At 38.2% G+C, this 25,917-nt stretch carries 28 protein-coding genes, 1 tRNA gene and 1 rRNA gene; 20 read left to right on the top strand and 10 right to left on the bottom strand.

Translation table 11 applies throughout. From position 1 onward, the window contains the following. Window positions 1–58: 58 nt before the first annotated feature. From K6I41_RS02815 to K6I41_RS02805, 3 genes are all read right to left on the bottom strand, one after another. Entirely contained in the window at window positions 59–1,330 is a 1,272-nt protein-coding gene (locus tag K6I41_RS02815) for a sensor histidine kinase (RefSeq protein ID WP_250375160.1), read from the bottom strand. Window positions 1,331–1,930: 600 nt separating this feature from the next. Next, a complete protein-coding gene (locus K6I41_RS02810; RefSeq protein WP_250375159.1) occupies window positions 1,931–2,638 on the bottom strand; it encodes a DUF3761 domain-containing protein in 708 nt (235 codons plus the stop codon). A gap of 364 nt (window positions 2,639–3,002) precedes the next feature. Next, window positions 3,003–3,089 (bottom strand) — tRNA-Leu (locus K6I41_RS02805). A gap of 181 nt (window positions 3,090–3,270) precedes the next feature. Here K6I41_RS02805 and queA point away from each other — a divergent pair. The 7 genes from queA (at window position 3,271) to secF (ending at window position 10,861) form a co-directional block, all read left to right on the top strand. Beyond that, complete coding sequence (gene queA, locus K6I41_RS02800; protein ID WP_192834322.1) at window positions 3,271–4,308, top strand: tRNA preQ1(34) S-adenosylmethionine ribosyltransferase-isomerase QueA; 1,038 nt, start codon at window positions 3,271–3,273, stop codon at window positions 4,306–4,308. A gap of 230 nt (window positions 4,309–4,538) precedes the next feature. Next, entirely contained in the window at window positions 4,539–5,567 is a 1,029-nt protein-coding gene (locus K6I41_RS02795) for a hypothetical protein (RefSeq protein ID WP_192455225.1), read from the top strand. An 83-nt stretch (window positions 5,568–5,650) separates the two neighbouring features. Then, the gene (locus K6I41_RS02790; RefSeq protein WP_250375158.1) at window positions 5,651–6,223 is read left to right on the top strand and encodes a LemA family protein; all 573 of its coding nucleotides are present in this window, start codon (window positions 5,651–5,653) and stop codon (window positions 6,221–6,223) included. A 150-nt stretch (window positions 6,224–6,373) separates the two neighbouring features. Then, complete coding sequence (tgt, locus tag K6I41_RS02785) at window positions 6,374–7,507, top strand: tRNA guanosine(34) transglycosylase Tgt (RefSeq protein ID WP_049838131.1); 1,134 nt, start codon at window positions 6,374–6,376, stop codon at window positions 7,505–7,507. Between the two features lie 97 nt (window positions 7,508–7,604). Then, window positions 7,605–7,934: a preprotein translocase subunit YajC gene (gene yajC, locus K6I41_RS02780; RefSeq protein ID WP_003655131.1), complete on the top strand. Its 330-nt coding sequence runs from the start codon at window positions 7,605–7,607 to the stop codon at window positions 7,932–7,934. Window positions 7,935–7,985: 51 nt separating this feature from the next. Beyond that, window positions 7,986–9,887, top strand: a complete 1,902-nt coding sequence (gene secD / locus K6I41_RS02775; protein WP_013196834.1) for a protein translocase subunit SecD — start codon at window positions 7,986–7,988, stop codon at window positions 9,885–9,887. 8 nt (window positions 9,888–9,895) lie between these two features. Next, window positions 9,896–10,861, top strand: coding sequence for a protein translocase subunit SecF (gene secF / locus K6I41_RS02770; RefSeq protein WP_013196833.1), 966 nt, complete (start codon window positions 9,896–9,898; stop codon window positions 10,859–10,861). A 65-nt stretch (window positions 10,862–10,926) separates the two neighbouring features. Here the strand turns inward: secF and coaBC are convergent, their stop codons facing one another. Beyond that, window positions 10,927–12,180, bottom strand: a complete 1,254-nt coding sequence (gene coaBC, locus K6I41_RS02765; protein WP_009389455.1) for a bifunctional phosphopantothenoylcysteine decarboxylase/phosphopantothenate--cysteine ligase CoaBC — start codon at window positions 12,178–12,180, stop codon at window positions 10,927–10,929. A gap of 99 nt (window positions 12,181–12,279) precedes the next feature. On the opposite strand from coaBC, the gene radC reads away from it, so the two are divergent. Further along, window positions 12,280–12,999, top strand: coding sequence for a RadC family protein (gene radC, locus K6I41_RS02760; protein ID WP_250375157.1), 720 nt, complete (start codon window positions 12,280–12,282; stop codon window positions 12,997–12,999). Between the two features lie 61 nt (window positions 13,000–13,060). Further along, window positions 13,061–13,972: a bestrophin family protein gene (locus K6I41_RS02755; RefSeq protein ID WP_005309531.1), complete on the top strand. Its 912-nt coding sequence runs from the start codon at window positions 13,061–13,063 to the stop codon at window positions 13,970–13,972. Between the two features lie 6 nt (window positions 13,973–13,978). On the opposite strand, the gene K6I41_RS02750 is transcribed toward K6I41_RS02755, so the two are convergent. Further along, window positions 13,979–14,830: a PHP domain-containing protein gene (locus K6I41_RS02750; RefSeq protein ID WP_111856147.1), complete on the bottom strand. Its 852-nt coding sequence runs from the start codon at window positions 14,828–14,830 to the stop codon at window positions 13,979–13,981. A gap of 44 nt (window positions 14,831–14,874) precedes the next feature. Here K6I41_RS02750 and K6I41_RS02745 point away from each other — a divergent pair, with 44 nt between their 5' ends. From K6I41_RS02745 to mnmC, 4 genes are read left to right on the top strand one after another with little or no spacing between them, the layout of a single operon-like run. Beyond that, window positions 14,875–15,489: a septation protein IspZ gene (locus K6I41_RS02745; protein ID WP_250375156.1), complete on the top strand. Its 615-nt coding sequence runs from the start codon at window positions 14,875–14,877 to the stop codon at window positions 15,487–15,489. Window positions 15,490–15,523: 34 nt separating this feature from the next. After that, complete coding sequence (locus K6I41_RS02740; protein ID WP_005309522.1) at window positions 15,524–15,826, top strand: YciI family protein; 303 nt, start codon at window positions 15,524–15,526, stop codon at window positions 15,824–15,826. Between the two features lie 4 nt (window positions 15,827–15,830). Further along, on the top strand, window positions 15,831–16,298 hold the full coding sequence (locus tag K6I41_RS02735) for an SH3 domain-containing protein (RefSeq protein ID WP_250375155.1): 468 nt from the start codon (window positions 15,831–15,833) through the stop codon (window positions 16,296–16,298). Window positions 16,299–16,321: 23 nt separating this feature from the next. Continuing rightward, entirely contained in the window at window positions 16,322–18,196 is a 1,875-nt protein-coding gene (gene mnmC / locus K6I41_RS02730) for a bifunctional tRNA (5-methylaminomethyl-2-thiouridine)(34)-methyltransferase MnmC2/FAD-dependent 5-carboxymethylaminomethyl-2-thiouridine(34) oxidoreductase MnmC1 (protein WP_192836100.1), read from the top strand. Window positions 18,197–18,233: 37 nt separating this feature from the next. Here the strand turns inward: mnmC and K6I41_RS02725 are convergent, their stop codons facing one another. Then, window positions 18,234–18,548, bottom strand: a complete 315-nt coding sequence (locus tag K6I41_RS02725) for a rhodanese-like domain-containing protein (RefSeq protein ID WP_002116171.1) — start codon at window positions 18,546–18,548, stop codon at window positions 18,234–18,236. A 91-nt stretch (window positions 18,549–18,639) separates the two neighbouring features. Here K6I41_RS02725 and K6I41_RS02720 point away from each other — a divergent pair, with 91 nt between their 5' ends. The 3 genes from K6I41_RS02720 (at window position 18,640) to K6I41_RS02710 (ending at window position 20,240) form a co-directional block, all read left to right on the top strand. Continuing rightward, window positions 18,640–19,128: a YajQ family cyclic di-GMP-binding protein gene (locus tag K6I41_RS02720; RefSeq protein ID WP_004789065.1), complete on the top strand. Its 489-nt coding sequence runs from the start codon at window positions 18,640–18,642 to the stop codon at window positions 19,126–19,128. A 35-nt stretch (window positions 19,129–19,163) separates the two neighbouring features. Continuing rightward, window positions 19,164–19,658, top strand: coding sequence for a DUF4442 domain-containing protein (locus tag K6I41_RS02715; RefSeq protein ID WP_004789063.1), 495 nt, complete (start codon window positions 19,164–19,166; stop codon window positions 19,656–19,658). Between the two features lie 75 nt (window positions 19,659–19,733). Then, entirely contained in the window at window positions 19,734–20,240 is a 507-nt protein-coding gene (locus K6I41_RS02710) for a nuclear transport factor 2 family protein (RefSeq protein ID WP_250375154.1), read from the top strand. A 70-nt stretch (window positions 20,241–20,310) separates the two neighbouring features. Here K6I41_RS02710 and K6I41_RS02705 read toward each other — a convergent pair whose 3' ends face one another. Genes K6I41_RS02705 through K6I41_RS02695 form a run of 3 tightly spaced genes read right to left on the bottom strand, consistent with a single transcriptional unit; the run spans window position 20,311 to window position 22,063 of the window. After that, window positions 20,311–20,727 carry an acyl-CoA thioesterase gene (locus tag K6I41_RS02705; RefSeq protein ID WP_151822489.1) on the bottom strand — a complete coding sequence of 139 codons (417 nt, stop codon included), beginning with the start codon at window positions 20,725–20,727 and terminating at the stop codon, window positions 20,311–20,313. A 1-nt stretch (window position 20,728) separates the two neighbouring features. Next, the gene (gene trxC, locus K6I41_RS02700; protein WP_003655112.1) at window positions 20,729–21,166 is read right to left on the bottom strand and encodes a thioredoxin TrxC; all 438 of its coding nucleotides are present in this window, start codon (window positions 21,164–21,166) and stop codon (window positions 20,729–20,731) included. After that, window positions 21,167–22,063: an alpha/beta hydrolase gene (locus K6I41_RS02695; protein WP_250375153.1), complete on the bottom strand. Its 897-nt coding sequence runs from the start codon at window positions 22,061–22,063 to the stop codon at window positions 21,167–21,169. A gap of 189 nt (window positions 22,064–22,252) precedes the next feature. Here K6I41_RS02695 and K6I41_RS02690 point away from each other — a divergent pair, with 189 nt between their 5' ends. The 4 genes from K6I41_RS02690 (at window position 22,253) to K6I41_RS02680 (ending at window position 25,605) form a co-directional block, all read left to right on the top strand. Continuing rightward, the gene (locus K6I41_RS02690; protein ID WP_002116083.1) at window positions 22,253–22,588 is read left to right on the top strand and encodes a protein tyrosine phosphatase family protein; all 336 of its coding nucleotides are present in this window, start codon (window positions 22,253–22,255) and stop codon (window positions 22,586–22,588) included. Window positions 22,589–22,741: 153 nt separating this feature from the next. Then, window positions 22,742–22,846: a lipoprotein gene (locus tag K6I41_RS19215; protein WP_371864353.1), complete on the top strand. Its 105-nt coding sequence runs from the start codon at window positions 22,742–22,744 to the stop codon at window positions 22,844–22,846. 106 nt (window positions 22,847–22,952) lie between these two features. Next, complete coding sequence (locus tag K6I41_RS02685; RefSeq protein WP_013196824.1) at window positions 22,953–24,149, top strand: hypothetical protein; 1,197 nt, start codon at window positions 22,953–22,955, stop codon at window positions 24,147–24,149. 82 nt (window positions 24,150–24,231) lie between these two features. Next, complete coding sequence (locus K6I41_RS02680; RefSeq protein WP_250375152.1) at window positions 24,232–25,605, top strand: dihydrolipoyl dehydrogenase; 1,374 nt, start codon at window positions 24,232–24,234, stop codon at window positions 25,603–25,605. A 128-nt stretch (window positions 25,606–25,733) separates the two neighbouring features. On the opposite strand, the gene rrf is transcribed toward K6I41_RS02680, so the two are convergent. Then, window positions 25,734–25,848 (bottom strand): 5S ribosomal RNA (gene rrf, locus K6I41_RS02675). Window positions 25,849–25,917: the final 69 nt, after the last annotated feature.

The raw sequence follows: 25,917 nt of genomic DNA, 5'->3' as shown, positions 1-25,917 counted from the left end.
TCTTTTCCTCGTACTCTGTTTTTAGTTATAGCAGTTCGAGTAGTGGTAGGAAAAGGGATTAGACTAATTTTGCTTCCGCTGAAGAGTAATGCTCTGCATGAGCCTCATGACTTTCTTGAGCAGAAGGTAATAAAACTGTAAATGTCGTTCCTACGCCTTCTTTTGAACTGACATCAATTTTACCCTGATTAATTTCGACAAAACGCTTACAAAGACTTAAACCTAAACCCGCACCTTTTTCACCAGCGGTTCCTTTAAAGCTGGCTGTAATACGTGGATGGAACAAATTTGTCATTTGTTTTTCGGTCATGCCTAAACCAGTGTCTCGAACTGTTATTTCTATATTTTTATCAGCTTGCCTTGCTTCAATAAAAACTTTTCCAGATCCATCAACATCGGTAAATTTCAGCGCGTTTGACACCAAGTTTTGAATTACGGAGGTCATCATATTGATATCGGCATAGATATTTAAATCATCTGGAACATCATTGACCAGTTCAATATTTTTCTTCAAAGCTAATGTGTGCAGTACATCGCAAACAATATTGCTGACTTGTCTAAGCTTAAAGTTAATTGGGTGATAAACAAAACGCCCACCCTCTGCCATCGCCCATGTCAGTAAGCTTTCAAGTAAGTTATAAGTCGATTGTGAGGTGTCATATAAATAATCTGCAATGTTTTGAATGCTAGATTCATCTAAGGTTTCACGCTCTTTGGCGAGTACTTCAGAAAACCCGAGCAGCCCATGAAACGGCGCTCGCAAGTCATGCGAAATAATCGAGAAAAATTTAGTTTTACTTGAGTTAATCGCAACTTGTTGTTCATAGAGTTCGTTTAACTCTTCATAGTTAAACTTCAATTCGACTTGCTGCATGAAAGTCGAACAGTAATCGAGCAGCAATTGAATATCGTCATCTTCAAATGTTGCAGCATCATCATCAAAAAAGACAGCAAAGCCCATAGACGTTTTATCGGGGTGTAAAAGATGCACCGCCAATGCTCTGCTGCACTCGATGCTTAGTTCTTTTAAATAGTTGATTAAATTTTGATATGAAGGATGTGAGTGATTAATGATCTGTTGTTTAGCAAAGCACTGTTTTAAATGTTTTGAAGGTTTAAACGAAATGGCGGTCATACCATCTGGGCAACGATGCCAAAAGTAAGGTTCTTGATTAAAAGTCAATAAGGCTTTTTTACACTTCAAAAGACGAAGACTAAACCGGAAAAATTGCTCGATATAGTTCTGCTCGGCATTTAATCCAAGCAAAAGCGATATTCTACAAGCACTTAACTGCTCAATCTGGTTTAGTTCTAAATGTTGGAATGTCATTGCCCGCCTCACAGATTTTGTCGTTTTTGGTCGGAACCACTCTTAAAAGAAATGTACTTATAATCATTATGATCTACTACAAACTTTAACACAGTACATTAAAAGAGCAACTTTCTTTTCAAAATAGAAATGTGAAGTTTCAATTAAAGGTTTTTAGATACATAAAGTGGGTATGTTTGAGGAAAATACAACAAATGTTTGAAGGTAAAGAGTTGTAAGATGCTAGAAATGCGAGTTTATAAATAGTAAAAAGATGGTCAAAAAGTATTATTTGTAGAAGGCTGAGAATCTATCTTGATTTGACTTTAACGAAGTTTTGTTGAATTTGAATAAGGGCTTATAAAGCGTAAAATTGAAAATTTGTTAGAAAATTAAGTTTATAGATAAAGATTCGAGCCCGACCCTCGGAATCAAATAATTAATTCATAATTTCTTAAGCTCTATTCACTTTTTTATACCCAACAAAAAACCTCTAAACACATATGTTTATATTACTATTAACCCAACATGTTTTATGATTGAACACAAGCTCTTATTTTGTGAACTATTTATCTAGTTAGATATCAAACTATATGATCATAACAAGAATAATTAAATATGCTAAAGCCAAGCAGCTACACCACCATGACCAGAACAAGTTCCCCTCCTATTTTGGCTAAAAGACCAAGTACCATCTCTACATTTTGCAGTTGCACCTGTCGGTTGCGTCTTAGATTTCTTTGGACTTGATATATAGTTTCCATCTACATTTCTATAGCCTCTACCATTAACTATATTTTTTGTCTTACTGTAGTTATTCGATGATGTATGAGTTTGTGTTTTTTCTTCAATTGTTTGAAGACTATTTTTAGCATTTTTCATTAAGCTATGTTGAGGTGAATAACTTTTTGTTTTAACCCAACATCTTTCTGTAAAACAAATGCTTGCTAAATTAACCCAATACGGATACTCGATATCTGCTGAAATATTAGCCCACTCACCTTTAGTATCAAAAATTAATAACTTTGTACCTCGTGTCACATGATTTATTGCAGTTAGATTTTTTGTAGAAGGAAATACTTCTAAAAGGTCCACATTTACATAACCCACTATTTTCACCTCTAATGGAGCAGGTGAATCTGGGATTTCATGAATGAGTTCCCCAATAGAATCAGAATCATTTTCTATTTTTGAAGATTTTTCATTTTTCTCTTGAGCTTTTTCAGTATGAAGATTAACTGGCTTCGTCTTTACTAAAACACAGCCACTTAAAGATAAAAAAAGGATAAAAAGACAAATACCAAAGATTCTTCTATTTAAATCCATCATACAATTTGATCAAAAGATAAAACTTGTTAAATTATTGATCAATAAATTCTTTTGTCAAATACTCTTCCCCATACAATAGATCAAATTTATCTCTCTATTTTATTTAGGTCTTATTTAAATAGTGTAATTATCTGAAATACCTACATAAAGATACTTAAAAAACCAAAACAATTCTAATTTCATTAACATTTAAAAGAAGTTCTGGATGTTTATTATTTCTATCAAGAGGGCTAATTTCTCAGGAAAAACTTTGAGCAACTTTATAAATCAATTAGTTAATAGAGCATAAATATTTGTTTTCTAAAACAAAAAACCCCTAAACCGTTAGTTTAGGGGTTTTCGTAGAATCTTACGATTCTGAATATGGTCCCGAGGGTCGGACTCGAACCGACACGTCATCTCTGACAGCGGATTTTGAGTCCGCCGCGTCTACCAATTTCACCACCTCGGGAGAGGAAGTATGTTTGTGTTGCGTATATTAGCGCGTTTGTAAAACTTGTCAAACCCTAAGTGAATATTATCGTTCACTTTTAGATCACTTAAACATTTTTCATGATTTAGGCCATAAGCACAGCCATAAAAAAGCGAAAAAGTTTATACTAGGCCCAATTTTTGCGGTGTTTTTTCTAAATATGCAACTGTCCGACTTTTCCTTTGAATTACCTGATGAACTTATTGCCCGTTACCCTCTTGAATCACGTAGTGCTTCACGGTTGTTGCACCTAGACTCAAAGGGTCAATATCACGATCACATGTTCACAGACATTATCGATCTGTTCGAAGAAGGTGATCTGTTAGTGCTCAATGACACTAAAGTCATGAAAGCACGACTTAAAGGAAAACGTTCTACAGGCGGTGCTATTGAGATTTTGGTTGAGCGCATGCTGAACCACACCACAGCGTATTGTCATATTAAATCGAGCAACTCGCCTAAAGCAGGTGCTGAGCTTTATGTCGGTGCAGATAATATTCCTGTGATTGTACGTGGCCGTCACGAAAATTTATTTGTGGTTGAGTTTTCACAGCCAATTTTGCCTGTACTTGAACAATATGGTCAGTTACCTATTCCGCCTTACTTTAACCGTGAAGCAGAAGAAATTGACACTGAACGCTATCAAACGGTTTTCCATAACCCAGAAAAAATTGCCAGTGTTGCAGCACCTACTGCAAGCTTGCATTTTGATGAAACACTTTTAGAAAAATTAGAACAAAAAAATGTTCAAAAAACTTTTGTGACTTTACACGTCGGTGCTGGCACGTTTATGCCTGTTCGTACTGATGACATTACCAACCATATTATGCACAGTGAATGGTGTGATGTGCCTCAAGAAACCATCGATCTAATTTTGGCGACTAAAGCACGCGGCAATAAAGTGATTGCCGTTGGTACAACAGCAACACGTGCTTTAGAAAGTGCAGCACAAGCTCATGGCGGTAAAATCGCGGCTTGGACTGGCGACACACAAATCTTTATCTATCCAGGCTATGAGTTCTGCATCGTAGATCGTTTAATCACTAACTTCCATTTGCCAGAGTCTACTCTGCTCATGTTGGTATCAGCGCTTTCAAATCGAGATAACATTTTGGCTGCTTATGAACATGCTGTTAAAAGCCGCTATCGTTTCTTTAGCTATGGCGATGCAATGCTGATTGATAAATTAGAAGTTTAAAAACCAAGGCTGGGTTAAACCTTATAAGTTGATTCGAGGTTTAACCCAACCCAAGTACTTACAATAAAAAATAATGAATTTAGCTGTGTGAGTTGCAGAAATTTAGCGATGAAATCAGGCATTAATTTTTTAAAGAAAAATTCTCAATTTAGAAAAATTTAGTATTTATCTCTTTCAATTTAAAAGATAATCTAGAAATAGCTCTTTATGATAATGAACTTATTACTTCCATGCCAATCGATACTGTACAAGAAGCTCTTCATATAAGGCGTAAAAAAAATACACAGGTTTTTCGCAATATTGCTCGACTTTGGGATGCTGGGCAAAAATCTCATTCAGCCCAAGATCTTTTAGATGCTTTACATCCATGGCGTGAAGATCACAACCTTCGGTTTTTTAATGTGCTCCCCTATTTACTCGCCATTTGCAGCATCACAGTATTAGGTTTTGGTTATTTTCTTCATCCATATATTCAATATATTTGGAGCTTTTTAGGTGCCTTTTTAACAGGGTTTCTGGCTTATTTACTCTATCAATCTCAAGAACCATTAACGCAAGTTATTCGTTATCTAGAACAACGCATGGTGATTTTGCGTTACGGCTTACAGTTTCAGCAGTTACCAGCTTATCTTCCCATTCATGCTCAACCAGTTTTAGTTCTGAGTAAATTAAAACAGTATTTCCCTCTGTTTAATCGAGGGACTGAGTCTAACGAAATTACTCAGTTTGCTTCGACGACATGGAACGATGGAGTAACCGATCATCAAGTCTTGCTGTTTCAATATCATTACATTAATGAAATCCCTATTATTCAAGACCAAAATAGCGATAAAAAAATTATAAAAGAAATTCATAAAGATTTATGGGGCGCTTTTATATTTCAAATGCCAGCTTTGGGTATTGCTGTTAGCAATCAACGTTCTCGTTTTTTTACTCCCTACAGCAGTAAATGGCAAAGTAGCGATATTTTAATTAACCAAGAACTTAATATTTTTGGAGTTAATCAACACCAGTTGGCCAAAGAGGTTAGTCCAAGCTCAACTTTAAAATTAAATGATTTTTTTCAGCACTTTAAAGGTGATTTAATTTATCATCACGAAGAACAAATTTTGTGTTATCTGGGCGAGCAAAATCTTTTTCAGACCACAAGTAAGCAAAGTGAAATTCATAATGTTTCAGCATTGCGTGGGCACTTGCGTACCATGACCATGCCGCAATATGAAAAATTTCAGCAATTAATGTTGAACTTAATTAAATAAATCTCTCGTATGACTTGATTGTCGTCTCATTAAAAAATGCGAAGTCAAAAGTACATTGAGGGAATAACAACAAGGAACTGACCATGACTGGTTTATTTATTTTCCTGGGGATTTTTGTTGTACTGATCGTCTGGGGCGTTCACATCCGTAATACCATCGTACGTTATTTTAATGCGACCAAACGCGCTTGGTCTGAGGTTGCCAATTTCGAACGTCAAAAGGTAAAGACTTTAGAGGCGCTTGAGACAACACTTAATCAATATACTCACTTTGAAAAATCGACATTTGAAAAAGTCACTGAATTACGACAGCAAATTCTTAATTTAAATGTGAATAACACTGATATTTCTCAGCTCCAACAAATCGAGACAATGAGCAAAGAACTAATTCGCAGCTTAAATATTGTTGTTGAAAACTACCCTGAGCTTAAAGCCGATTCACTCTATAGCAAGATGATGGACGACATTCAGGAACAAAACGAAAATGTGGGTGCTGCGATTAGTATCTTTAACCGTAATGTCGAGCTGTTCAACAACCAGATTGAAGTATTCCCTAACAATCTCATCAATACATTAACTTTATCCAAGAAAGCGATTCGCCCTTTTAAGGATAATCTTGTTAATGAAAATTTTGACTATAAACCTAATTTCCAATAAGAAAAAAACAGCCCCTAACCTGTCGGAAGTTTTATCTATTTTATAACCAGCTACATTTAGTAGTAGAACTACATCGCAGAATCAAGGAAAATAGCTCTCTTTTTAGCAGCGAACTGTTTCTTCGCCTCTGCTCGTGTTCAGGATTTTTAGATGAAGTTTGAAAAATTAGGTCAGTCGGGGCGCGCCCGTCGTGGTCGTTTAACTTTAGAACATGGTGTTGTTGAAACACCTGTTTTTATGCCAGTGGGGACTTACGGCACAGTTAAAGGTATGCTACCGCGTGATATCGAAGACATTCAGGCACAAATTATTTTAGGAAATACCTTCCATTTATATTTGCGCCCGGGTCTTGAAGTGATTAAAGAACACGGCGGTTTGCATAACTTTATTAAATGGGATAAGCCAATTTTGACTGACTCTGGCGGTTTCCAGGTTTTTAGTCTTGGCGCAATGCGCAAAATCAAAGAGGAAGGTGTTACTTTCCGCTCGCCAATTGATGGTTCAAAAGTGTTTTTATCGCCTGAAATTTCTATGGAAATTCAGCAGGTATTGAACTCTGACATCGTCATGATTTTTGATGAATGTACACCTTATCCTGCAACGCATGAAGAAGCACAAAAATCATTGCAGCTTTCTTTACGCTGGGCAAAACGTTGTAAAACTCATCATCATGATGAACTCAAAAATAAGAATGCATTATTTGGCATTATTCAAGGCGGTATGTATGAAGACTTACGTGATGAGTCTTTAAATGGCCTTCTTGAAATTGGCTTTGACGGTTATGCGATTGGCGGCTTATCTGTAGGTGAACCTAAAGAAGAGATGATCAAAGTTTTAGATTATCTCCCAAGCAAAATGCCACAAGACAAACCGCGTTACTTGATGGGCGTTGGTAAACCGGAAGATATCGTTGAAGCGGTGCGCCGTGGTGTCGATATGTTCGACTGTGTAATGCCAACCCGTAATGCGCGAAACGGTCATTATTTTGTCACTGATGGTCTGGTACGTATTCGTAATAGTAAATATCGCCATGACCAAAGTCCGCTCGATCCACATTGCGATTGCTATACTTGTAAGAACTTTACCCGTGCTTATCTATTCCATCTTGAAAAATGTGGAGAGATGTTAGCGTCTATGCTCGGTACCATTCATAACTTACGTTATTACCAACGTTTAACTGAAGGTATGCGTGATGCATTAGAGAATGGCACATTTGATGAATTTGTTCAGGACTTTTATGCCCGCCGTGGTTTAGAAGTTCCACCATGTCCGGTTGATGAATAAGCCCGATTTGCGCTCAACCTCAAGACAAGGTAAATTGCAAAACGAATTAGGATTATGTCAGGTATCTGACTCATATTTTTAACTTTAGGAAATCAAAATGAGCTTTTTAATTTCTGCTGCACATGCAGCACCGGCAGCTGGCCCAACTACAGGTATTTTGCCAAACATCTTGATGATTGTTGTATTCGTTGCAATCTTTTATTTCTTAATTTGGCGTCCTCAAGCAAAGCGTGCTAAAGAACACCGCTCTTTAATCGAAAGCTTAGGTGTAGGTAGTGAAGTTGTGTTCGCTGGTGGTTTAATGGGCAAAGTGACCAAAATTGAAGGTGACTATGCAGTTGTTGAACTTAGCCGTGGTGTAGAAGTAAAAATTCAGCGTGCCAGCGTAATTTCAGTATTACCTGAAGGCACTCTAAATAACCTTTAATCATAAAACAGTCGTGCTTTAGCACGACTTTTTCATTTAAGAAGAAAGCGAATGCGTTACCCTGCATGGAAATATTTACTGATTCTGGTTGTTCTGGTAGTCAGTACATTATACGCACTGCCTAGTCTATATCCGGATGAGCCCGCCGTTCAAATTTCCGGTGCCAAAGCTGGTACCCAAATTGATCAAAGTGTGGTGCAAAAAGCAGAGCAAATTTTAAAAACAGCAAATATTGCAAGTCACGATAATACTTTTACAAATAATGCTGCCCTCTTGCGTGTCAGCTCTTCTGAAGCGCAGTTGAAAGCAAAAGAAGTATTACGCCGTGACTTAGGTGATCAATATGTTGTTGCCCTAAACCTTGCACCAACTACACCGGAATGGTTGCAAAAAATTGGGGCAAAACCAATGAAACTTGGTTTGGACTTACGTGGTGGTGTCCACTTCTTGCTTGAAGTAGATATGGACAAAGCCGTTGCCCAACGTATGGAAACTTCTGCCACTGATTTGCGTCGTCAGTTCCGTGAAAACAAGATCAAATTTAATAATCTTGCATTAACAAACAATGTAATCACTGTTCAATTTGCTGACAATGCTGACCGTGATGCAGCAATGGATTTTCTACGTCGTAATGGGAATGAATATACCCAACAGGCATTAGCAAGCTCTACAGGTTCTACTTTAAAGCTTACTTATACCGATGTACGTCGCCAAGAAATCCAGTCATATGCGGTAAACCAAAACTTAACAACATTACGTAATCGTATTAACGAACTTGGTGTTGCAGAAGCATTGGTACAAAGTCAGGGTAGCAACCGTATTGTTGTTGAATTACCGGGTGTACAAGATACAGCTGAAGCTAAACGTGTTTTAGGTCGTACTGCAAACCTCGAATTCCGTTTAGTTTCTGACTCAAATGATCAATATATTGACCCATATACAGGTAAATATAATGGTCAACCGTTACCTCCGGGCACAGAAGTTTTTGCTTATGAGTCTTTAGATAGCGGTCGTCAACTTTTGTTGCAACGTAACCGTATCTTGACTGGTGAGCGTGTTCAAAATGCAAGTTCTGGCTTCAGCCAAGACTCTGGTGGTGCCGAGGTAAATATTACCCTCGACAGTGCTGGTGGTAAGCTTATGTCCGATGCAACTCGTAATGCTGTTGGTAAACGCATGGCGGTATTGTTCATCGAAAATAAGCAAAAAATTACTTATGTCACAGATCCTAAAACTGGTGCACAAACAGAAGTTCGTACTCCATACACTGAATCTGTAGTCATTAATGCTGCAACTGTTCAAGCCGTTTTAGGTTCAACTTTCCGTATTACCGGTTTAAGTTCTCCTCAAGAAGCATCAGAGCTTGCATTAATGCTACGTGCAGGTGCTTTAGCTGCGCCAATGTATTTTGTTGAAGAACGTGTGGTTGGTCCAAGTCTTGGTCAAGAAAACATTGATAAAGGCGTATTATCAACTCAAATCGGCTTCTTGCTTGTTGCAATCTGGATGGTGGTTTTCTTCCGTCTATTCGGTTTAATCGCTAACTTTGCACTTGTTGTTAACTTGGCAATGATTTTAACGGTTATGTCATGGATTGGAGCTTCCCTCACCTTACCAGGTATTGCCGGTATCGTTATTACCATTGGTATGGCGGTCGATGCGAACGTATTAATATGTGAGCGTATTCGAGAAGAAATGCTCTGGGGAGCCTCACCCAAACAGGCCATTGTGGCCGGTTATGATCGAGCTTATAACACCATTTTTGACTCGAACTTAACCACGTTCCTCGTTGCTTTCATTTTGTTTGCAATTGGTACAGGTCCGATCAAAGGTTTCGCCGTAACATTAATGATTGGTATTGTGTGTTCGATGTTTACTGCAATTACAGTGACTCGCGCAATTGTACAAATCATTTATGGCAAACGCCGTAACTTGAAAAAGTTGAGCATTTAAGGAGATCGATGATGACTAAAGTGACTCAACAAGATTCAAAACAATATGGACGTCCGGATGATGCAAAAATCATCCCGTTCATGAAGATTGCCAAACCTGCGGCAATCTTCTCGATCCTGATTACATTGGCGAGTATTTTCTTTATTGTAACTAAAGGTCTTAACCTCGGTTTGGACTTTACAGGTGGTGTTTCAGCTGAGCTTAACTATGCTCAACCAGCAAACCAGTCTGACGTTATTCAGGCACTCGACAAAGCTGGCTTTAAAGATGCTGTAGTACAGACACTTGGTAGTAATAAAGACTTACTTGTGCGTATGCCAGTACAAGAAGTTAAGGTTGAAGACCTTAATAACGCGATTACTAAGGCTGTACAGCTGCCAAACAATGCCGCAGAAGTTCATAAAGTTGACTCTGTAGGTGGTCAAGTTGGTAACGAGCTATATGTTCGCTCTGCTGGTGCGGTTGCCCTTGCACTTATTTTAATGTTGATCTACGTGACGATCCGTTTCGAGTTTAAACTCGCGATGGGTGCCGTGATGTCTTTATTCCACGACATCATCATTATTATTGGTGCTTTTGCATTATTCCAATGGCCGTTTGACCTTACAGTTTTAGCTGCGGTACTTGCTGTTATTGGCTTCTCGCTTAACGATAATATTGTAGTGTCAGACCGTATCCGTGAAAATTTCCGTAAAATTCGCGGTGCGACTCCTCGTGAAATCGTCGATATTGCTTTAACCGAAACTTTACGTCGTACCATTCATACATCAATGACCTTATTGCTAGTCGTTCTAGCAATGATGTTCTTAGGTGGTGATGGTCTACACTGGTTCGCTGTTGCAATGTTTGTTGGTGTCTTTGTAGGTACTTACTCTTCAATTTATATCGGTACAGCATTTGCCTTATGGCGTGGTCTTAACCGTCAGGACTTCATCGTTCAGGTTAAACCTGAATTTGAAGATGACATTCCTTAAGTTGGATAAAGTAAGACATATAAAAAAAACCGCGATTAATTCGCGGTTTTTTTATTTAGAACATATTATTTACGGCGTAATGCATCCGAAATTGCTTCAACCAACTGTTGAGAAATTTCTTGTTTAGATGCTTTTTCTAACTCACGCTTTTTCATGTGATAGTTTTCAGCAAAGAAAACTGTCATCGCATTTTCATCAGAAGCAAAACCAATATCTGCACGTGACACATCATTACATGCAATCATATCGAGCTTTTTAGCAACCAGCTTTCCTGCCGCATATTCTTCAACATTTTGTGTTTCAGCGGCAAAGCCCACCATAAATGGACGTTTTTCCTGACCCGCAATGGTTGCCACAATATCCGGATTTTTTACAAGGGAAACATTCAACTCATCCCCTGCCTTCTTAATTTTATGCTCGGCAACTTCTGCTACACGATAGTCAGCGACTGCGGCGGTTGCAATGAAGATATCACAGCCTGTTTCTAATGAATCCATACTGATATCTAACATCTGTCTTGCAGAGGCAACATTTACTCTTTTTACACCATTCGGTGTATCTAAACTTACAGGTCCAGCAATCAGAGTCACTTGTGCACCAGCAGCGTAACAAGCAGCCGCTAAAGCAAAGCCCATTTTACCAGTACTGTGGTTCGAAATATAACGAACAGGGTCAATTGCTTCACGTGTTGGCCCAGCAGTAATCACAACTCGCTTACCTGCCAACAACCCAAATTTTTCAGCAATTGCACGTTGAGCCTGATGGAAATAGCCAGCCACTTGCTTAGCAATTTCTTCTGGCTCTGGCATTCGGCCTAAACCAACATCACCACACGCCTGCTCACCCGCATCTGGCATGATCACATGCACGCCATCTTCGACCAAGGTTTGTAAATTTCGTTGTGTCGCTTTGGCCGCCCACATTTGCTGATTCATGGCAGGCGCAACCCAGACAGGAGATTTTGTTGCCAAAAAAACTGTACTGAGCAAGTCATCTGCTAAACCATGCGCAAATTTTGCCAAAGTATCGCAACTTGCAGGCGCAACCAGTAATAAATCAGCCCAACGTGCTAATTCAATATGTCCCATTCCAGCTTCAGCCGCAGGGTCTAAAAGTTCAGTATGGACAGGATTTCCAGAAAGAGCCTGAAAAGTTAGTGGGGTAATAAATGCCTGAGCACCATGTGTCATGACCACACGCACATCAAAGCCATAATCTTTGAGGCGGCGGACTAAGATGGCACTTTTATAGGCAGCAATTCCGCCAGTAACAGCTAAAACGATGTTTTTATGAGGAATAACACTTAGATCAAAGCTCACGAACAGGATACCTTACTGTTGCAGTGGCGCTCACAATAGCATTAAATACGCGCAGACCCAAGATTGATTGGGCAAACAAAATAAAATTTTAAGCGAATTATGCTGGGGAATATGAATACTTCTATTAAAAATTGGCCCGAACAAGAGCGGCCAAGAGAACGGTTATTACAACAAGGCCCTCAAAGTCTCTCTGATGCAGAGCTATTGGCAATTTTTCTTCGCTCAGGTTCAAAGCAACATTCAGCAGTCGAATTGTCACGGTTACTCATTCAACATTTTGGTAGTCTAAATGCAGTATTTGATTCATCGTTAAGCGAATTAACTCAATTTAATGGAATAGGAGCAACGAAATATTCTCAATTACTGGCAGTCAAAGAACTCGGACGGCGTTATCTCGATCATCACTTTCAGAAGAATAATCTTAGTCTTCACTCTTCTGATTTAGTTTTGGATTATTTACGCTATGAATTAAAAGGTGAAAAACAAGAAGTCTTTGCTGTGCTGTGTCTAGACCCAGAATTAAGAAAGCTCCATTTTAAAAAGCTATTTTTTGGTTCAATGCAACATTGTGCGGTCTCGGTTAATCAAACTTTACGCTACGCCTTACAACAACATGCTTGCCAGCTCGTGATTGCACACAATCATCCATTTGGTTCAGCACAGCCTTCCGCTGAAGATATTGCATTAACTCAACAACTGGAAAATGCATGCAAGCTTGTCGAAATACACCTCTTGGATCATTTTATTATTTCTCCAGAAGGAAGCTTTTCATTTGCTGAACAACAACTGCTCAACCCCGCAACAATATCAGTTCAATAATATTGACAAAGCTTAACTAAGCCTAGAAGATCAAAACAAAAATAGTGATGCTTAAAATAAAATGATTGTTCGTGATCAACCTAGTATTTTCAAAGTTTTATTCTCTTGGCGAGGGACGATTTTACCCAAAATTCTCCCCTCCTTAGGGTTTGTTATGTTGATCTCAGCAATCATTGGTGGCGTGGAATATATCAACCTTTATCGTTTTCCAGAAATTCCTTTGGTTGGCTTTACGCTGATTGGTGTTGTGCTTTCTATTTTCTTAGGATTTAAAAATACTGCATGTTATGACCGTTGGTGGGAAGCACGAAAATTATGGGGTGTTTTAATTGCAACTTCTCGCCATTTTGACCGTGACTGCCGAATTTTGACTCAGGCTCGCCGTGAACGTGTCATTCAACATGTGATTGTTTTTGCTAATGTGCTACGTGATCGTTTGCGTCGTCAGACTGCGAATCCAACTGAGTTAATACAAACCAGTGGTATGAGCCAGCAAGCACTCACCCAACTCTATCAGCAAAATAATGCCCCTCAGTACACGCTAAGCCTTATTCACTGGGAATTATTACAAGCACTTAAAGAAGGTGAAATCTCTGACATCATCTATGCGCAGATGAATAAAAATGTTTCAGATTTAAGTGTTGTGCAAACTGGCTGTGACCGAATCGCCAACACACCTATTCCATTTGCTTATTCAGTTTTGCTCAATCGCACTGTCTATTTTTTCTGTTTTATGTTGCCGTTTAGCCTTGGTTCATTGCTTGGTTTAGCCACACCTTTACTGGTTGGAATTTTGGCATATACATTCTTAGGACTTGATGCACTAAGCTCGGAAATTGAAGAGCCTTTTGGTACTCAAAGCAATGATTTACCTTTAGATGCCATGGTGCGTAGTATCGAAATTGAACTTTTAGGAACGCTAGGCAAACCGACACCACCTCCAATTCAAGCTCAAGATAATAACTTGCTCTAAGCGCTATTAGAGAAAACGCTCCCAAACACCTTGCTGATTAGCCGTTGGTTTAGGTGTATTTCCCAATTTAATCCATGGCATATTTTCACCATGAAAGTCACTGCCAATCGATACAGCTAATTGATATTGCTCAATCATCCGATCAACCATCTGGCGAGTAGATAACGTTTCCATAGGTGGAGGTAGCTCAACTGCATCTCCACCTGAAGTTGCAAACAACTCAATTAAATATCGAATGTTAGTTGCAGATAAATCATAACGAGTTGGATGTGCTAAAACCGCCAGCCCTTTACTTTCATGAATCACATCAATTGTTTCTTTTAATCCTAACCCTTCGAACTTAACAAAGGCACGTCTTCCCTCTTTTAAGAAACGATCAAATGCTTGTTGAGGACGGGTTACTACATTCTTCTCGACCAGTGTTTTAGCAATATGGGTTCTTGTCACTCGATCGGCCTGATTTTCCACTTTGGCAAGAACATCTTCATAGATCTGAAAACCAATACATTTTTCTAATAAATCACAAATGACTTTAGCTCTTTGCGCTCGTACTCTTTTTTGTTGTTCTAATGCTTCTAAAATTGGTGCTTCATCTTGCATGTTTAAAGCAACAATATGTACACCATAACTCTTTTTGGTTGTTGGGCGTGACCACTGACTCGAAATTTCCGTACCAGAAATGATTTTTAAATCATGTCCTTGCGCAGCAATTCTAGCTCGCTGCAACCCATCCATTGTATCGTGATCAGTTAAAGCCAAAGTATGCAAATTCACATCAATAGCAGCTTGCACCAGTAATTCCGGAGACAAAGTTCCATCAGAAATATTGCTATGTGTATGTAAATCTATGCCTTGCATCTTTTATACTATGCCATTCACCAAACCTGATCAGATACTCTAACATGAAAGCACTTCTGGACTTTGTTCCATTAATTATTTTCTTCTATTTATATAAAACAGTTGATCCAGCTAACGCACAGCATCCTTTACTTAAACTGATCGGGTCTGCTGGCGGTACAGATAATAATAATATTCTTGTAGCAACTACTGGTCTAATTATTTCAATGCTCGTGGTATATGGTGCCTTATTTGTTTTCCAAAAATTCCGTCTAGATAAACAACAATGGTTTGTATTGTTTATGACTGTGATTTTTGGTGGCATCACGCTCATGCTAAGTGATGATTTCTATATTCGTCTGAAAGCTGCAATTTTAAATTTGGTTTTTGCAGGCGCATTCTTGGTTTCACCTTGGTTTGGTAAAGACCGTAAGCCACTCATACGACGTTTATTTGATCCTATTTTAGAGTTAAGTGAAAAAGGTTGGAAAAATCTAAACTTCGCCTGGGCAGTCATGTTTGTAGTGATGTCTTGTTTGCATGTGTTCTTCGCATTTTTATTTCACGGCGGAAAATATTGGGGCGAATTTACTGCATTTGGTGACATGATTGTGATGTTTTCATTTATCATTATTCAGTTCATTATTTTACGTAAGCATTTTAAGTCACCAGACGCTTAAAGTGGTTCCTGATTGATTATAGAGATACGATTACATGCCTTTTTTTGTTCTAAGCTGTACCGATAACGAAGGAACTTTAGAGAAACGCTTAGCAGTACGCCCTCAGCATATCGAACGTCTACAAAAACTCGATGACGAAGGCCGCCTTGTTACAGCGGGTGCTATGCCAAAAGATCCTAATGATCCACAAGCAGGCTTCTATGGTAGCACCATGATTGTTGAATTCGACAGTCGCGAAGCATTAGATGAATGGTTAAAAGAAGAACCATTTCTCAAAGAAGGCATTTATGCCCATATTGATGTAAAACCGTTCAATAAAGCATTTCCAAAAGGGTAATCGCATGCAGCCTGCAATCAAAAGCTTTCTTGGCTTGTGTTTGATATGTTCAACTGCTGGAGCAGTTGAACCTGCTGCAACACCAGCAACATCTCCTCCAAGCGCGCCTTCAACTCAGGCAGCTAAACCCGCTCCTACAGCCCCAACAGTTGTAAAAACACCTACTACTGCTCAGCCACTTACAGCTGAACAACTCGTAAAGAATAAACAACAGCAAGATGCGAAAATCAAAGCTTTAGTTCAAGATCAGGCATCTCGCTTAAAACAGTTAGAACATGCCAATCTTGAAGCACTCGCTCAGAACCAAGAGCTACAGTTAAAAAACGACAGCCTCTCTGTTCAGGTTCAAGTCTTACAAAGCGAACGTAGTGCGCAAATGTTTTTATATGGTGCTGTTACCTTAGCGGGTGGCGTATTGCTAGGATTCTTTATCGCTAGTTATATCCATACAAAACGTCGACGCCAGTGGTAAATCGAAGCAATCTATTAAACCCAATGAACGTATCAAACCGTATCCAAACAGCAGAACTGGACTGGGAATTAATCGATGGTATCGAGGTTCCCATTTCCAAACAATTTGGTGATGTCTATTTCTCTAAAGATAATGGCTTACTTGAAACACGACATGTTTTTCTAAATGGTAATGACTTATCAGAACGCTTAGCCAATTTAAAAGATTTTGAATATTTCAGTGTAGGAGAAACCGGTTTTGGTACAGGTTTAAACATTCTTGCACTCTGGCAACTTTGGCAACAAGTTCGTCCAGACAATCAAAGTCATTTACATGCAATTAGTGTTGAAAAATTTCCCTTAAGTAAAGCTGACCTTATTCGTGCTTTAAATGTCTGGGATGAGCTTAAACCACTTGCAGAGCAGTTAATTGAACAATATCCGCTCCCTATTGCTGGATGTCATCGCTTAACTTTTCCAAACGAGCGTTTTAGCATCGACTTATGGCTAGGAGATGCACAAGACATTTTCCCAAGCATAGCGAAAACTAAAGCAGTAAATGCTTGGTTTTTAGATGGCTTTGCGCCCTCTTGCAATCCAGAGCTATGGGAACAAAATGTTTTAAACCATATTGTTCGTCTTTCTGACTATGGCAGCACTTTTTCCTCTTTTAGTGTCGCGGGTGTTTTAAAACGTGGGCTAAAGGCGCACGGTATTAGTATTTCTCGTCCACGTGGTTTTCGGCATAAACGGGAAATGCTCAAAGCAATCTGGAATCCACCTCAATCTGATGATGAATCCTCACAATTAGACCAAGTTCAGTCATTGGGTAAAGAACAGCAGCATATTGCGATAATTGGGGCCGGTGTAGCAGGTTTAACTACGGCGTGGGCATTTGCAGCACGCGGGCACCAAGTGACCTTATACGAGCAAACAGAAGCATTATCTGGTGCTTCTGGAAACCCTTTGGCATTGCTTAATCCTAAACTATGCCCAATTGAACAAAGCCATGAACATCTCATGACTTTAAGTTGGCAACATGCCTTAAATTTTTATAAAAATTTTCAAGCATTCCGTCCACTTCAAATACAACAAATCGCATTGAAAAATGCAGATGAACTTCTCGATCTTGTAAATCAATATCCAGCTGATGTTGTTACCCATTCAACAAACTCACTTGAAACTACATACTCAAGTGTTTCACTGACCGAAGCGGGTTCTGTTTCACCACATCAACTACGTGATGAAATTTTGAAACACCCTTTAATTGCTCTAAAAATTGCCCATGTCAAAGCACTGGTTCCTTTTGAAAATAAAGTTCAATTGCAGGCTGGTAATGAGGTTATTGCTGAAGCAGACCATGTTGTTGTGTGCTGTGCTCGGGAAAGTGCTGCTTTATTTGAAAGCTATCCACAGTTAAAACCAATACGCGGACAAGTGAGCTGGGTTAATAATTCTTTTGCTCCCCTACCTTTAAATGAAGCTTATAGCTATGGTGGGTATTGCATGCAACTTGATGCTTCACAGATAATTTTAGGTGCGTCTTTTTACCCAAATCGTGAAGATCAAGATGTGCTTCCCGAAGACCATGTGCATAACTTTGAATTAATCCACAGCGTATTCCCTGCATATGCAGAAAAGTTACCATCAACTTCGACGTGGCAAGGCCGTGCATCTATCCGAGCACAAAGCTTAGATTATTTTCCTCTGGTTGGAAAAATGCTTGAGAATAGTCGAATTGCTACTTTTGCGGGTCTTGGTTCTAAGGGCTTTCTATTTGCTCCGTTATGCAGCGAGATCTTAGTTGCCCAGATATTAGGAGAGGCTTGCCCAGTACCGGACAGCTTGTTACAAAAACTGAATCCGCAACGATTTCAAAAAAAAGTAAAACCTAAAAAGCCGTATTTCAAACCACAATAGTTCTCTTCAATAAAAAAGCACCCTAAGGTGCTTTTTTTTATGCGCCCTGCTCTAGAGGCAAGCCAGCATCACGAGCTGCACGTGTCCCCCCCATCAGCACGACATATTCACGCGAGGCATCCAATCCTTCTAGTTTCTCAGCTGCACGAGGAGCTTTGCTACCACCACCACATAAAATATAAATCGGCTGACCCGCAGAGACCTGGTTCAAAATATCAGCATTCAAATCATTAATCGGGCGATTCACCGCACCTTTAACATGCCCTTCTGCATAAGCATTAGTATCACGGACATCCCAGATAACAGCATTTTCTGGGAATTCAAATGTTGTAATTTCTTGTTTACGGATCATTGTGCACTCCTTTGATGTAAACAACACTTGGCAAATGAAGAAAACCCTCTTAGCATCTCAAATATTCTTTCACTTTGTAAAGGTCTAAACTATGCCTTCTTTCGATATTGTCTCTGAATTAGAGTTATTTGAGGTTAATCATGCTGTACAAAACACACAAAAAGAGATTGCAACACGCTTTGACTTCCGTGGTCATGATGTTTCAGTCGAAATAAACGAAAAAAATAAAGAAATTAAAATAAGTACAGAAAGCGATTTTCAGTGTGAACAAGTTTACAACATGTTAGAAAATCACTTTTATAAACGTAAAATTGATGTACAAGCACTTGATCCGCAAAAAGCCGCTGCTTCAGGCAAAAATTTTGTACAAGTCATTAAACTTAAAGATGGTCTTGACTCAGATACTGCAAAAAAAATTAATAAAGCCATTAAAGAAAGTGGCGTTAAAGTGCAATCTTCTATCCAAGGCGACAAAATTCGTGTAACAGATAAAAAGCGTGACACTTTACAACAAGTCATGAATTTTTTACGTGAACAGCAATTTGGTGTGCCATTACAGTTTAATAACTTTAAAGATTAATCTCTTTTCGTGACATTCAAAGCTAAGGTAATTCCATGTCTCAATCCAATCGTCTATCAAAACTGGTAAAAGCGACTTCAAAATTCCCTAAAGGTATTCGGAGCACGCTTTGGAGCAAGGCGTTTGGTCGTATCGTGCCAATGGTGGGTACAGCAAATATCCGCTATCTGGAAGTAGACTCAAACCACGTTACTGTCCGTTTAGAAAACCAGAAAAACATGCAAAATCATATTAAAGGAGTCCATGCTGCGGCGATGGCTCTTTTAGCAGAAACTGCAACAGGTTTTCTAACGGGTTTACATATTCCTGATAACCGCATTTTATTAATCAAATCATTGCATGTAGATTATTTAAAAGTGGTTGAAGGCGGTTTGACTGCTACAGCAACATTGTCTGCTGAACAGCAAAAGTTTATTGCAGCTAATGAGAAAGGTGAACTTGTGATTCCGGTTACAGTCATTGATGATGCAGGCAATGAACCAATCCAGTGCCAAATGCTGTGGGCATGGTTACCGAAACGTAAGAAATAATAACTAATCTAAAGTACTTTTAGATTTTTATTTGCCTCAAGATATAAAAATTATTTTTGTATCTTGAGGTTAAAAATGAAAAAAACACTGATTCTTTCCTCTTTATTTACCAGTTTAATATGTACAACAATAACGACTCATGCGACTGAATCTCACGTTAAAACCAGTAAATTAACTTCGACCAAATCCGAAGCGATAGATAAAGTAAGCACTCAAAACAAAAAAATAGTCATCGACTTTTATGAAGGCGTCTTTTTAAAACATAAAGTCAAAGAATATGCAGACCGTTATATTGGTCAACAATACATTCAGCACAATCCTAATGTGCCAGATGGTAAAGCACCTTTCGTTAATTTCTTCACTGAAAAATTCCAAAAGAATCCTCAAGCTAAAAATGAGATTAAACGTGCGATTGCTGAAGGTAATCTTGTCGTTTTACATGTCCATTCGACTGAAAATGAAAAAGATCGAGGTAGAGCGATTATTGATATATTTCGTGTCGAAAATGGAAAAATCGTAGAGCATTGGGATGTAATACAAAATATTCCTGAGCAAAGCAAAAATACCAATACGATGTTTTAATTCTAAAAATGATTTCTTTATCTAAATTAAAAATTAAAGCCTGAATACTGATATTCAGGCTTTCTACGTTTTATTGAGCATCTAAAAACTTTTGTCTTGCTTCTTCAGGTATTTGACGCTTATTACCTTTTACATCCACTGCTACAAAGGTAAAGACTCCTTCAGTAATACGTATTGGCTCACGAGAGTCATCATGACTATCCCAAACTTCAATTTGCATCTGAATAGAAGTATTTCCAACTTTTAAGATTTTGGTATAGCAGCTAATGACAAAGCCAACCTTTACCGGAACCAAAAAGGTCATTTGATTAATGGAAATCGTAGCACAACGGCCACGACTGAAACGTTCTGCGTGAATTGCTCCAGCCAAGTCCATTTGTGACACAATCCATCCACCAAACACATCACCACTCCAGTTTGTATCTGCTGGCATGGCAATCGTTTGTAAGGATAAAATTCCTTCTGGTTTGGTATAAGCTTCTGACACCTTAGCTCCCGAAATTCGTTTGAAGTTGTTGATCGAGCCACTGCTGCAATTCAGGCGCACGTAATGCACCGCTAATACGCGCGACCTCTGTCGTTTTATTCATTAAGACAAGTGTCGGAATACTTCTCACATGAAAAGCTTGGCTCAAGCGAGGAGATTCTTCGGTATCAATCTTGGCAAAAATAACGCCTGGATTCTGTTTTGCGACCTGCGCAAAATGTGGAGCCATCATTTTACAGGGTCCGCACCATTCTGCCCATAAGTCTATGAGAATAGGTAAATCACTATTCGTGATGTAGTTACTAAAATTTTGCTCATTTAGTTCAATAGGTGCAAGCGGTAGTAATGGCTGATGACATTGCCCACAGCTTGGTTGCTCAGGAAGTTTTTCTTCCGGAACTCGGTTTTTAGCACCACACGATGCACATACAATAATCATTTACATCACTCCTATATGCTGATGTAAAAATTCTAATTGGGTTATCACTGCTTTTTCAAACCATGAACCGTGATAGATATCAAAATGTTTCATATCCCACTCATGATAACTCACAAAAGGTGCAATATTTGTCGCGGCTTCGCGACTGGACTCAATAGGAATAAGTGAATCTTTTTGGGCCGCAATAAATAAAACCGGAATATTAATCTGACGGACAACCTGAATTGGACGGTATCGCATCAAATTAAAAAAGACACGAGCTGGGACTTCCCCACTCCAATAATAGTCAGGGTTCACAATCGATAGATAGCCATAATAACTATCAGCTGTAGGCATAAAGCATAAATTATGTTGATCAACCACAGGTAACCTCTTTGGATTAAGCCCCATTTTTGATCCCATATAATCCTGACTCGATAACTTCAATGCTTGAGGATAACGTTGCAAAGGATAGAGCTTTGCAGTTTCAGCGCCATCTACATAAGGAATTTGTACTAAGATTGCCTGAATATTCTTTAATTCAGAAGCTAGGCTTAGCGTATATCCTCCACTTAGAGAGGTTCCCCAAAGCACAATCCTTCGGTTATCTACAAGCTTACAGGTCGAAGCATATTGAATAACGGTCTTCCAATCTTCTAATTGTGAATTGATTGAGACCATTTCTCTAGGCTTGCCAGTGCTCCCACCCCAATATCGATAATCAAACAAAATAACAGCATAACCTGCTTGAGCGAACCGCTGAGCATATTGGATGAGTTTAAATTGACGCAACGCAGCAAAACCATGGGCCATAATAATTACGGCAGATTTCTTATTTGTTTTAGGAATATAAAAATCAGCTGCGATCGTTTCCTGACCACATGGAACATATAAAGGCTCAACCGTATAAGCGTGCATATGTGCTCCGTTGAAATAGAATATGAATAACCAATTTTAAAATAGCGCGATGATCGTTTTTAAAATTTATAACTTAGCTATAAGACATAACTTTCTCAATCAGAACAACACAAGAGTGTCTTGTATCTCAGGTTAAGCTTAATGCTATGATACAGCATAAGAGGTTTTGTTAAATTTTGGAGTGACGAAATGTCAGATAATGTTGGTTTCGCAGGTCAAATTGGCCCAGAGCATGTTGGCCAAGTTGTAGAAAAAGGATTTAAATCGATTATCAATAATCGACCAGATATGGAAGGCGGCCCAGAACAGCCTACAAGTGCTCAAATTGAAGAAGCAGCACGCCAAGTAGGTCTAGACTATGTTTATCAACCTGTTGTAGCTGGACAAATTACGGAACTCGATGTACGTACTTTTGCAAATCATTACAATGAGTTGCCAAAACCTGTACTTATGTTTTGCCGTACAGGAAACCGTTCAAATAATCTATATCAATTAGCAAAACAAATGGATTTATTAGACGACTAATTTTAAGAAATTAATATTCCATAAAACCCTATTTCTTCCTTAAAGTAGGGTTTTTGATAACTTATTTTGCATATCTCTGCACGAATTCAACAGAACTAAAAATAATATTGATCTAAAGTATTTAAATCTTTTTTGAATCATTTATTAATTTTTATGAATAAATTTATATTCGCTCTTTTAAGCTGTTTAATTCTTACAGCATGCTCCTCAATGCAAGTAAAACCTACGGTTGGAGTAACTATGGGTACAAGAATTTAATTAGCTAATTGCTCATAAATATAATGAGCAACCTCATGAAATATATGTTATTTTATAAATCTAAAAAATTATTTTAAATAACTTATCATTTTAATTGGGGATAATGATGAAACTTACTCATGGGGTATGTGGGATTACTTTGGCTGCTTTTTTGACAGCTTGTGGTGGAGGTGGCGGTGATGGCTACTATAACCAAAATTCAGGTTCTGGCTCTACAACAACACCAACCACACCATCAACAGATCAAGAGTTGGCCACTTCTGTTTTAAATAGCGTAAAGCAAGAAGGAAAATATTTGTTTGGCGCCTATGATCTTAACGATGAAAAACTATCAAAAGGTTACATTGATCACGCACTAGATACCTTCGCTCAAGGTCCACTCAAGTTAACCTTGGATATTCGCAAAGTAGATCTTACCAAGTACCCCGACCACTATCGTGATAAATGCTTTATTAAAAGTACTACAGACTACCGCGCCTGCTATGTATTCAAAGGTGAAGAAATTAAAAGTTTACTCACTGGATATAGTGACTGGGACTTTGATATTACAGCAGACGATTTAAAAAATATTAAACTGGCGAATGACAATACGTCTCCAAATTTAGAGGACTATCAATCAAATACTAGAATTTATATTTTTCAAAATGAAAATAATGATAAAAACTTCCAAGATGTAACAATTACCGGAGCCTTTGCGTATCCATTCCAACAGTCATGGGGACTTGAACAAACTAAGCAAAAAAGATTCGTATTAATTAATTCAACAACAAGTGATTATAAAATCACTACATCGACTATTGTTCAAGATCCAGATACAGCTCAACCGACTGAAAAAGAAGTTACTACTGGTGCAATGAGTGTATATAAAGATAATACATCAACTGATGGTGATCTCTACGTAGTTCAGAGTGGTTCTGGTTTCAACGTACTTATTAATGATAACCCAAATGTTCCTTTTGCAGAACCAATTTCATTTATTGTGAACTCTACTCCAGGCAATACGAACAATGCGACATATCAAGTGAAACTCAGTGGTAATCAAGTATTGAGTCTACCAAGTATTACTGGTATTGAAGGAAGTCGCGTTGAGAATCAATCTCCAACAACGAATGCACAAAAATTTAATGGCAGTATTTATTTAGAAGGACCAAATATTTTCACTTTTAAACAATCTCCGAATGGAACTACATTAAACTTTAAGCATGTCATTAATGGTATCAGCATTGAAGGTCAATCTATTAATCAAAATGGGACTGTTTCAACCACTTTAAAAACACCTTTTATGCAAAAATTTACATTTTAAAGCTAAATAATTAGAGCCAAACCCTCTGTTCAAGAGGGTTTTTCTATATATTCTAGATATCTATTAAAATAGCTTAATGACAATGTTCGATATTATTATCATTGGCGCAGGTACTGCTGGTATTAGCGCATATAAAGAAGCCATTAAACATACCAACAATATTTTAATTATAAATGATGGACCATGGGATACCACTTGTGCTCGTGTAGGCTGCATGCCAAGTAAAGTCCTTATCTCTACAGCAAACCGTATGTTTGACATTCAAAATGCTCAAGAGGTTGCTTTGGATGTATCTGCAAAAATTAATACAAATCAAGTGATGCAGCACGTACAAACTTTACGTGATCGTTTTACACAAGCAACATTAAAAGATGTAGAGCAATGGCCTGCAGAACATAAAATTTCTGGTAAAGCACATTTTATTGATTCACAAACTGTAGAAGTTAATGGGCAACAGTATCAATCAAAAAGTTTTATTCTCGCTGTCGGTTCAACTCCTAATTATGATCAAACCTGGAAGAAAGAACTTGGTAATCGGCTTATAACAACAGATCAAATATTTGAGTTAAAAACGCTACCTAAATCTATCGCTGTCATTGGAAGTGGTGTGATTGCTCTTGAGATTGCTCAAGCAATGCATCGTTTAGGTGTAGAAACTACAATCTTTGCTCGTAGTAAACGAATTGGAGTACTTACTAGTTCTAGGCTTCAACAACTTGCACAAAAAGAGCTAGGCAAAGAGTTAAAAATTCTATTCGAAACTCTACCAAATGAAGTTAAATGCAGTGAAGAAAACGTTGTATTAACTTACCAACTTAATGAAATAGAGAAAACTCTCAAAGTTGAATATGTTTTAGCAGCAACAGGCCGTACAAGTTTAATTGATACTTTAAAACTAGAAAATATTGATAACTCTTTTAAAGATATTAAGTTATTACCTATAAATGCAAAAACCAAGCAGTTAGACACATATCCAATTTTTGTTGTTGGTGATGCTTATACCTCAACACCACTGCAACATGAGGCGGCACATGAAGGGAAAAAAGTTGTTTATAACTGTTTGAATTATCCACAGGTTAATTCAGTTAAGATGCTTACTCCATTAGGAATTGTATTCAGTCATCCTGAAATGGCGATCGTGGGGCAAAGTTATAAACAACTAAAAGACAATAGTATAGACTTTATTACAGGCGAAGCCTCTTATGAACGGCAAGGAAGAGCTATAGTTCTTGGGAAAAACAGAGGTGCGATTGAGGTTTATATAGAAAAAGGAAGTCAAAAACTTCTTGGTGCTGAATTATTTACAGAAGCAACAGAACATATGGCTCATTTATTAAGCTGGATAATAGGTGAAGAATTGACTTTAAATGATATTCTGGAGAAGCCTTTCTATCACCCTACTCTAGAAGAAGGTCTTCGCACTGCTTTAAAACATGCTCGTAGACAGTTGAAATAATCAATTTAGAAGAGTTCCCTTAATAAAAATCTGGCTCTTCTATACATTAAATTGTTTTCATTAATTCAATTCATACATGCAAAAAAAAACACCCCGGTTTCTTTCGAGACCGGGGTGTTAGAATAATGAGCTGGCGATGACTTACTCTCACATGGGAAACCCCACACTACCATCAGCGCTAAGAGGTTTCACTTCTGAGTTCGGGAAGGGATCAGGTGGTTCACTCTTGCTATGGTCGCCAGCACAACTGGTATGGATACTTGCATTGGTCTTAATGTGCCGATGCGTTTTCCAAATCTTTACAGATGGGCT

The sequence above is a fragment of the Acinetobacter sp. AS23 genome (assembly GCF_023612055.1).
Lineage (GTDB): Bacteria > Pseudomonadota > Gammaproteobacteria > Pseudomonadales > Moraxellaceae > Acinetobacter > Acinetobacter oleivorans.
This window is presented reverse-complemented; position numbering and strand designations above follow the sequence as displayed.

Bases quoted from the DNA above. Each gene is read 5' to 3' on its own strand.
- K6I41_RS02750 (WP_111856147.1), bottom strand. From the start codon at position 14,830: ATGCAAGGCATAGATTTACATACACATAGCAATATTTCTGATGGAACT.
- K6I41_RS02725 (WP_002116171.1), bottom strand. From the start codon at position 18,548: ATGATCCGTAAACAAGAAATTACAACATTTGAATTCCCAGAAAATGCT.
- K6I41_RS02735 (WP_250375155.1), top strand. From the start codon at position 15,831: ATGCAGCCTGCAATCAAAAGCTTTCTTGGCTTGTGTTTGATATGTTCA.
- K6I41_RS02720 (WP_004789065.1), top strand. From the start codon at position 18,640: ATGCCTTCTTTCGATATTGTCTCTGAATTAGAGTTATTTGAGGTTAAT.
- K6I41_RS02685 (WP_013196824.1), top strand. From the start codon at position 22,953: ATGAAACTTACTCATGGGGTATGTGGGATTACTTTGGCTGCTTTTTTG.
- K6I41_RS02690 (WP_002116083.1), top strand. From the start codon at position 22,253: ATGTCAGATAATGTTGGTTTCGCAGGTCAAATTGGCCCAGAGCATGTT.
- K6I41_RS02715 (WP_004789063.1), top strand. From the start codon at position 19,164: ATGTCTCAATCCAATCGTCTATCAAAACTGGTAAAAGCGACTTCAAAA.
- K6I41_RS02740 (WP_005309522.1), top strand. From the start codon at position 15,524: ATGCCTTTTTTTGTTCTAAGCTGTACCGATAACGAAGGAACTTTAGAG.
- K6I41_RS02710 (WP_250375154.1), top strand. From the start codon at position 19,734: ATGAAAAAAACACTGATTCTTTCCTCTTTATTTACCAGTTTAATATGT.
- K6I41_RS02810 (WP_250375159.1), bottom strand. From the start codon at position 2,638: ATGATGGATTTAAATAGAAGAATCTTTGGTATTTGTCTTTTTATCCTT.
- K6I41_RS19215 (WP_371864353.1), top strand. From the start codon at position 22,742: ATGAATAAATTTATATTCGCTCTTTTAAGCTGTTTAATTCTTACAGCA.
- K6I41_RS02795 (WP_192455225.1), top strand. From the start codon at position 4,539: ATGCCAATCGATACTGTACAAGAAGCTCTTCATATAAGGCGTAAAAAA.
- K6I41_RS02680 (WP_250375152.1), top strand. From the start codon at position 24,232: ATGTTCGATATTATTATCATTGGCGCAGGTACTGCTGGTATTAGCGCA.
- mnmC (WP_192836100.1), top strand. From the start codon at position 16,322: ATGAACGTATCAAACCGTATCCAAACAGCAGAACTGGACTGGGAATTA.
- K6I41_RS02745 (WP_250375156.1), top strand. From the start codon at position 14,875: ATGAAAGCACTTCTGGACTTTGTTCCATTAATTATTTTCTTCTATTTA.
- radC (WP_250375157.1), top strand. From the start codon at position 12,280: ATGCTGGGGAATATGAATACTTCTATTAAAAATTGGCCCGAACAAGAG.
- queA (WP_192834322.1), top strand. From the start codon at position 3,271: ATGCAACTGTCCGACTTTTCCTTTGAATTACCTGATGAACTTATTGCC.
- K6I41_RS02695 (WP_250375153.1), bottom strand. From the start codon at position 22,063: ATGCACGCTTATACGGTTGAGCCTTTATATGTTCCATGTGGTCAGGAA.
- K6I41_RS02790 (WP_250375158.1), top strand. From the start codon at position 5,651: ATGACTGGTTTATTTATTTTCCTGGGGATTTTTGTTGTACTGATCGTC.
- secF (WP_013196833.1), top strand. From the start codon at position 9,896: ATGATGACTAAAGTGACTCAACAAGATTCAAAACAATATGGACGTCCG.
- yajC (WP_003655131.1), top strand. From the start codon at position 7,605: ATGAGCTTTTTAATTTCTGCTGCACATGCAGCACCGGCAGCTGGCCCA.
- K6I41_RS02755 (WP_005309531.1), top strand. From the start codon at position 13,061: ATGATTGTTCGTGATCAACCTAGTATTTTCAAAGTTTTATTCTCTTGG.
- trxC (WP_003655112.1), bottom strand. From the start codon at position 21,166: ATGATTATTGTATGTGCATCGTGTGGTGCTAAAAACCGAGTTCCGGAA.
- secD (WP_013196834.1), top strand. From the start codon at position 7,986: ATGCGTTACCCTGCATGGAAATATTTACTGATTCTGGTTGTTCTGGTA.
- tgt (WP_049838131.1), top strand. From the start codon at position 6,374: ATGAAGTTTGAAAAATTAGGTCAGTCGGGGCGCGCCCGTCGTGGTCGT.
- K6I41_RS02815 (WP_250375160.1), bottom strand. From the start codon at position 1,330: ATGACATTCCAACATTTAGAACTAAACCAGATTGAGCAGTTAAGTGCT.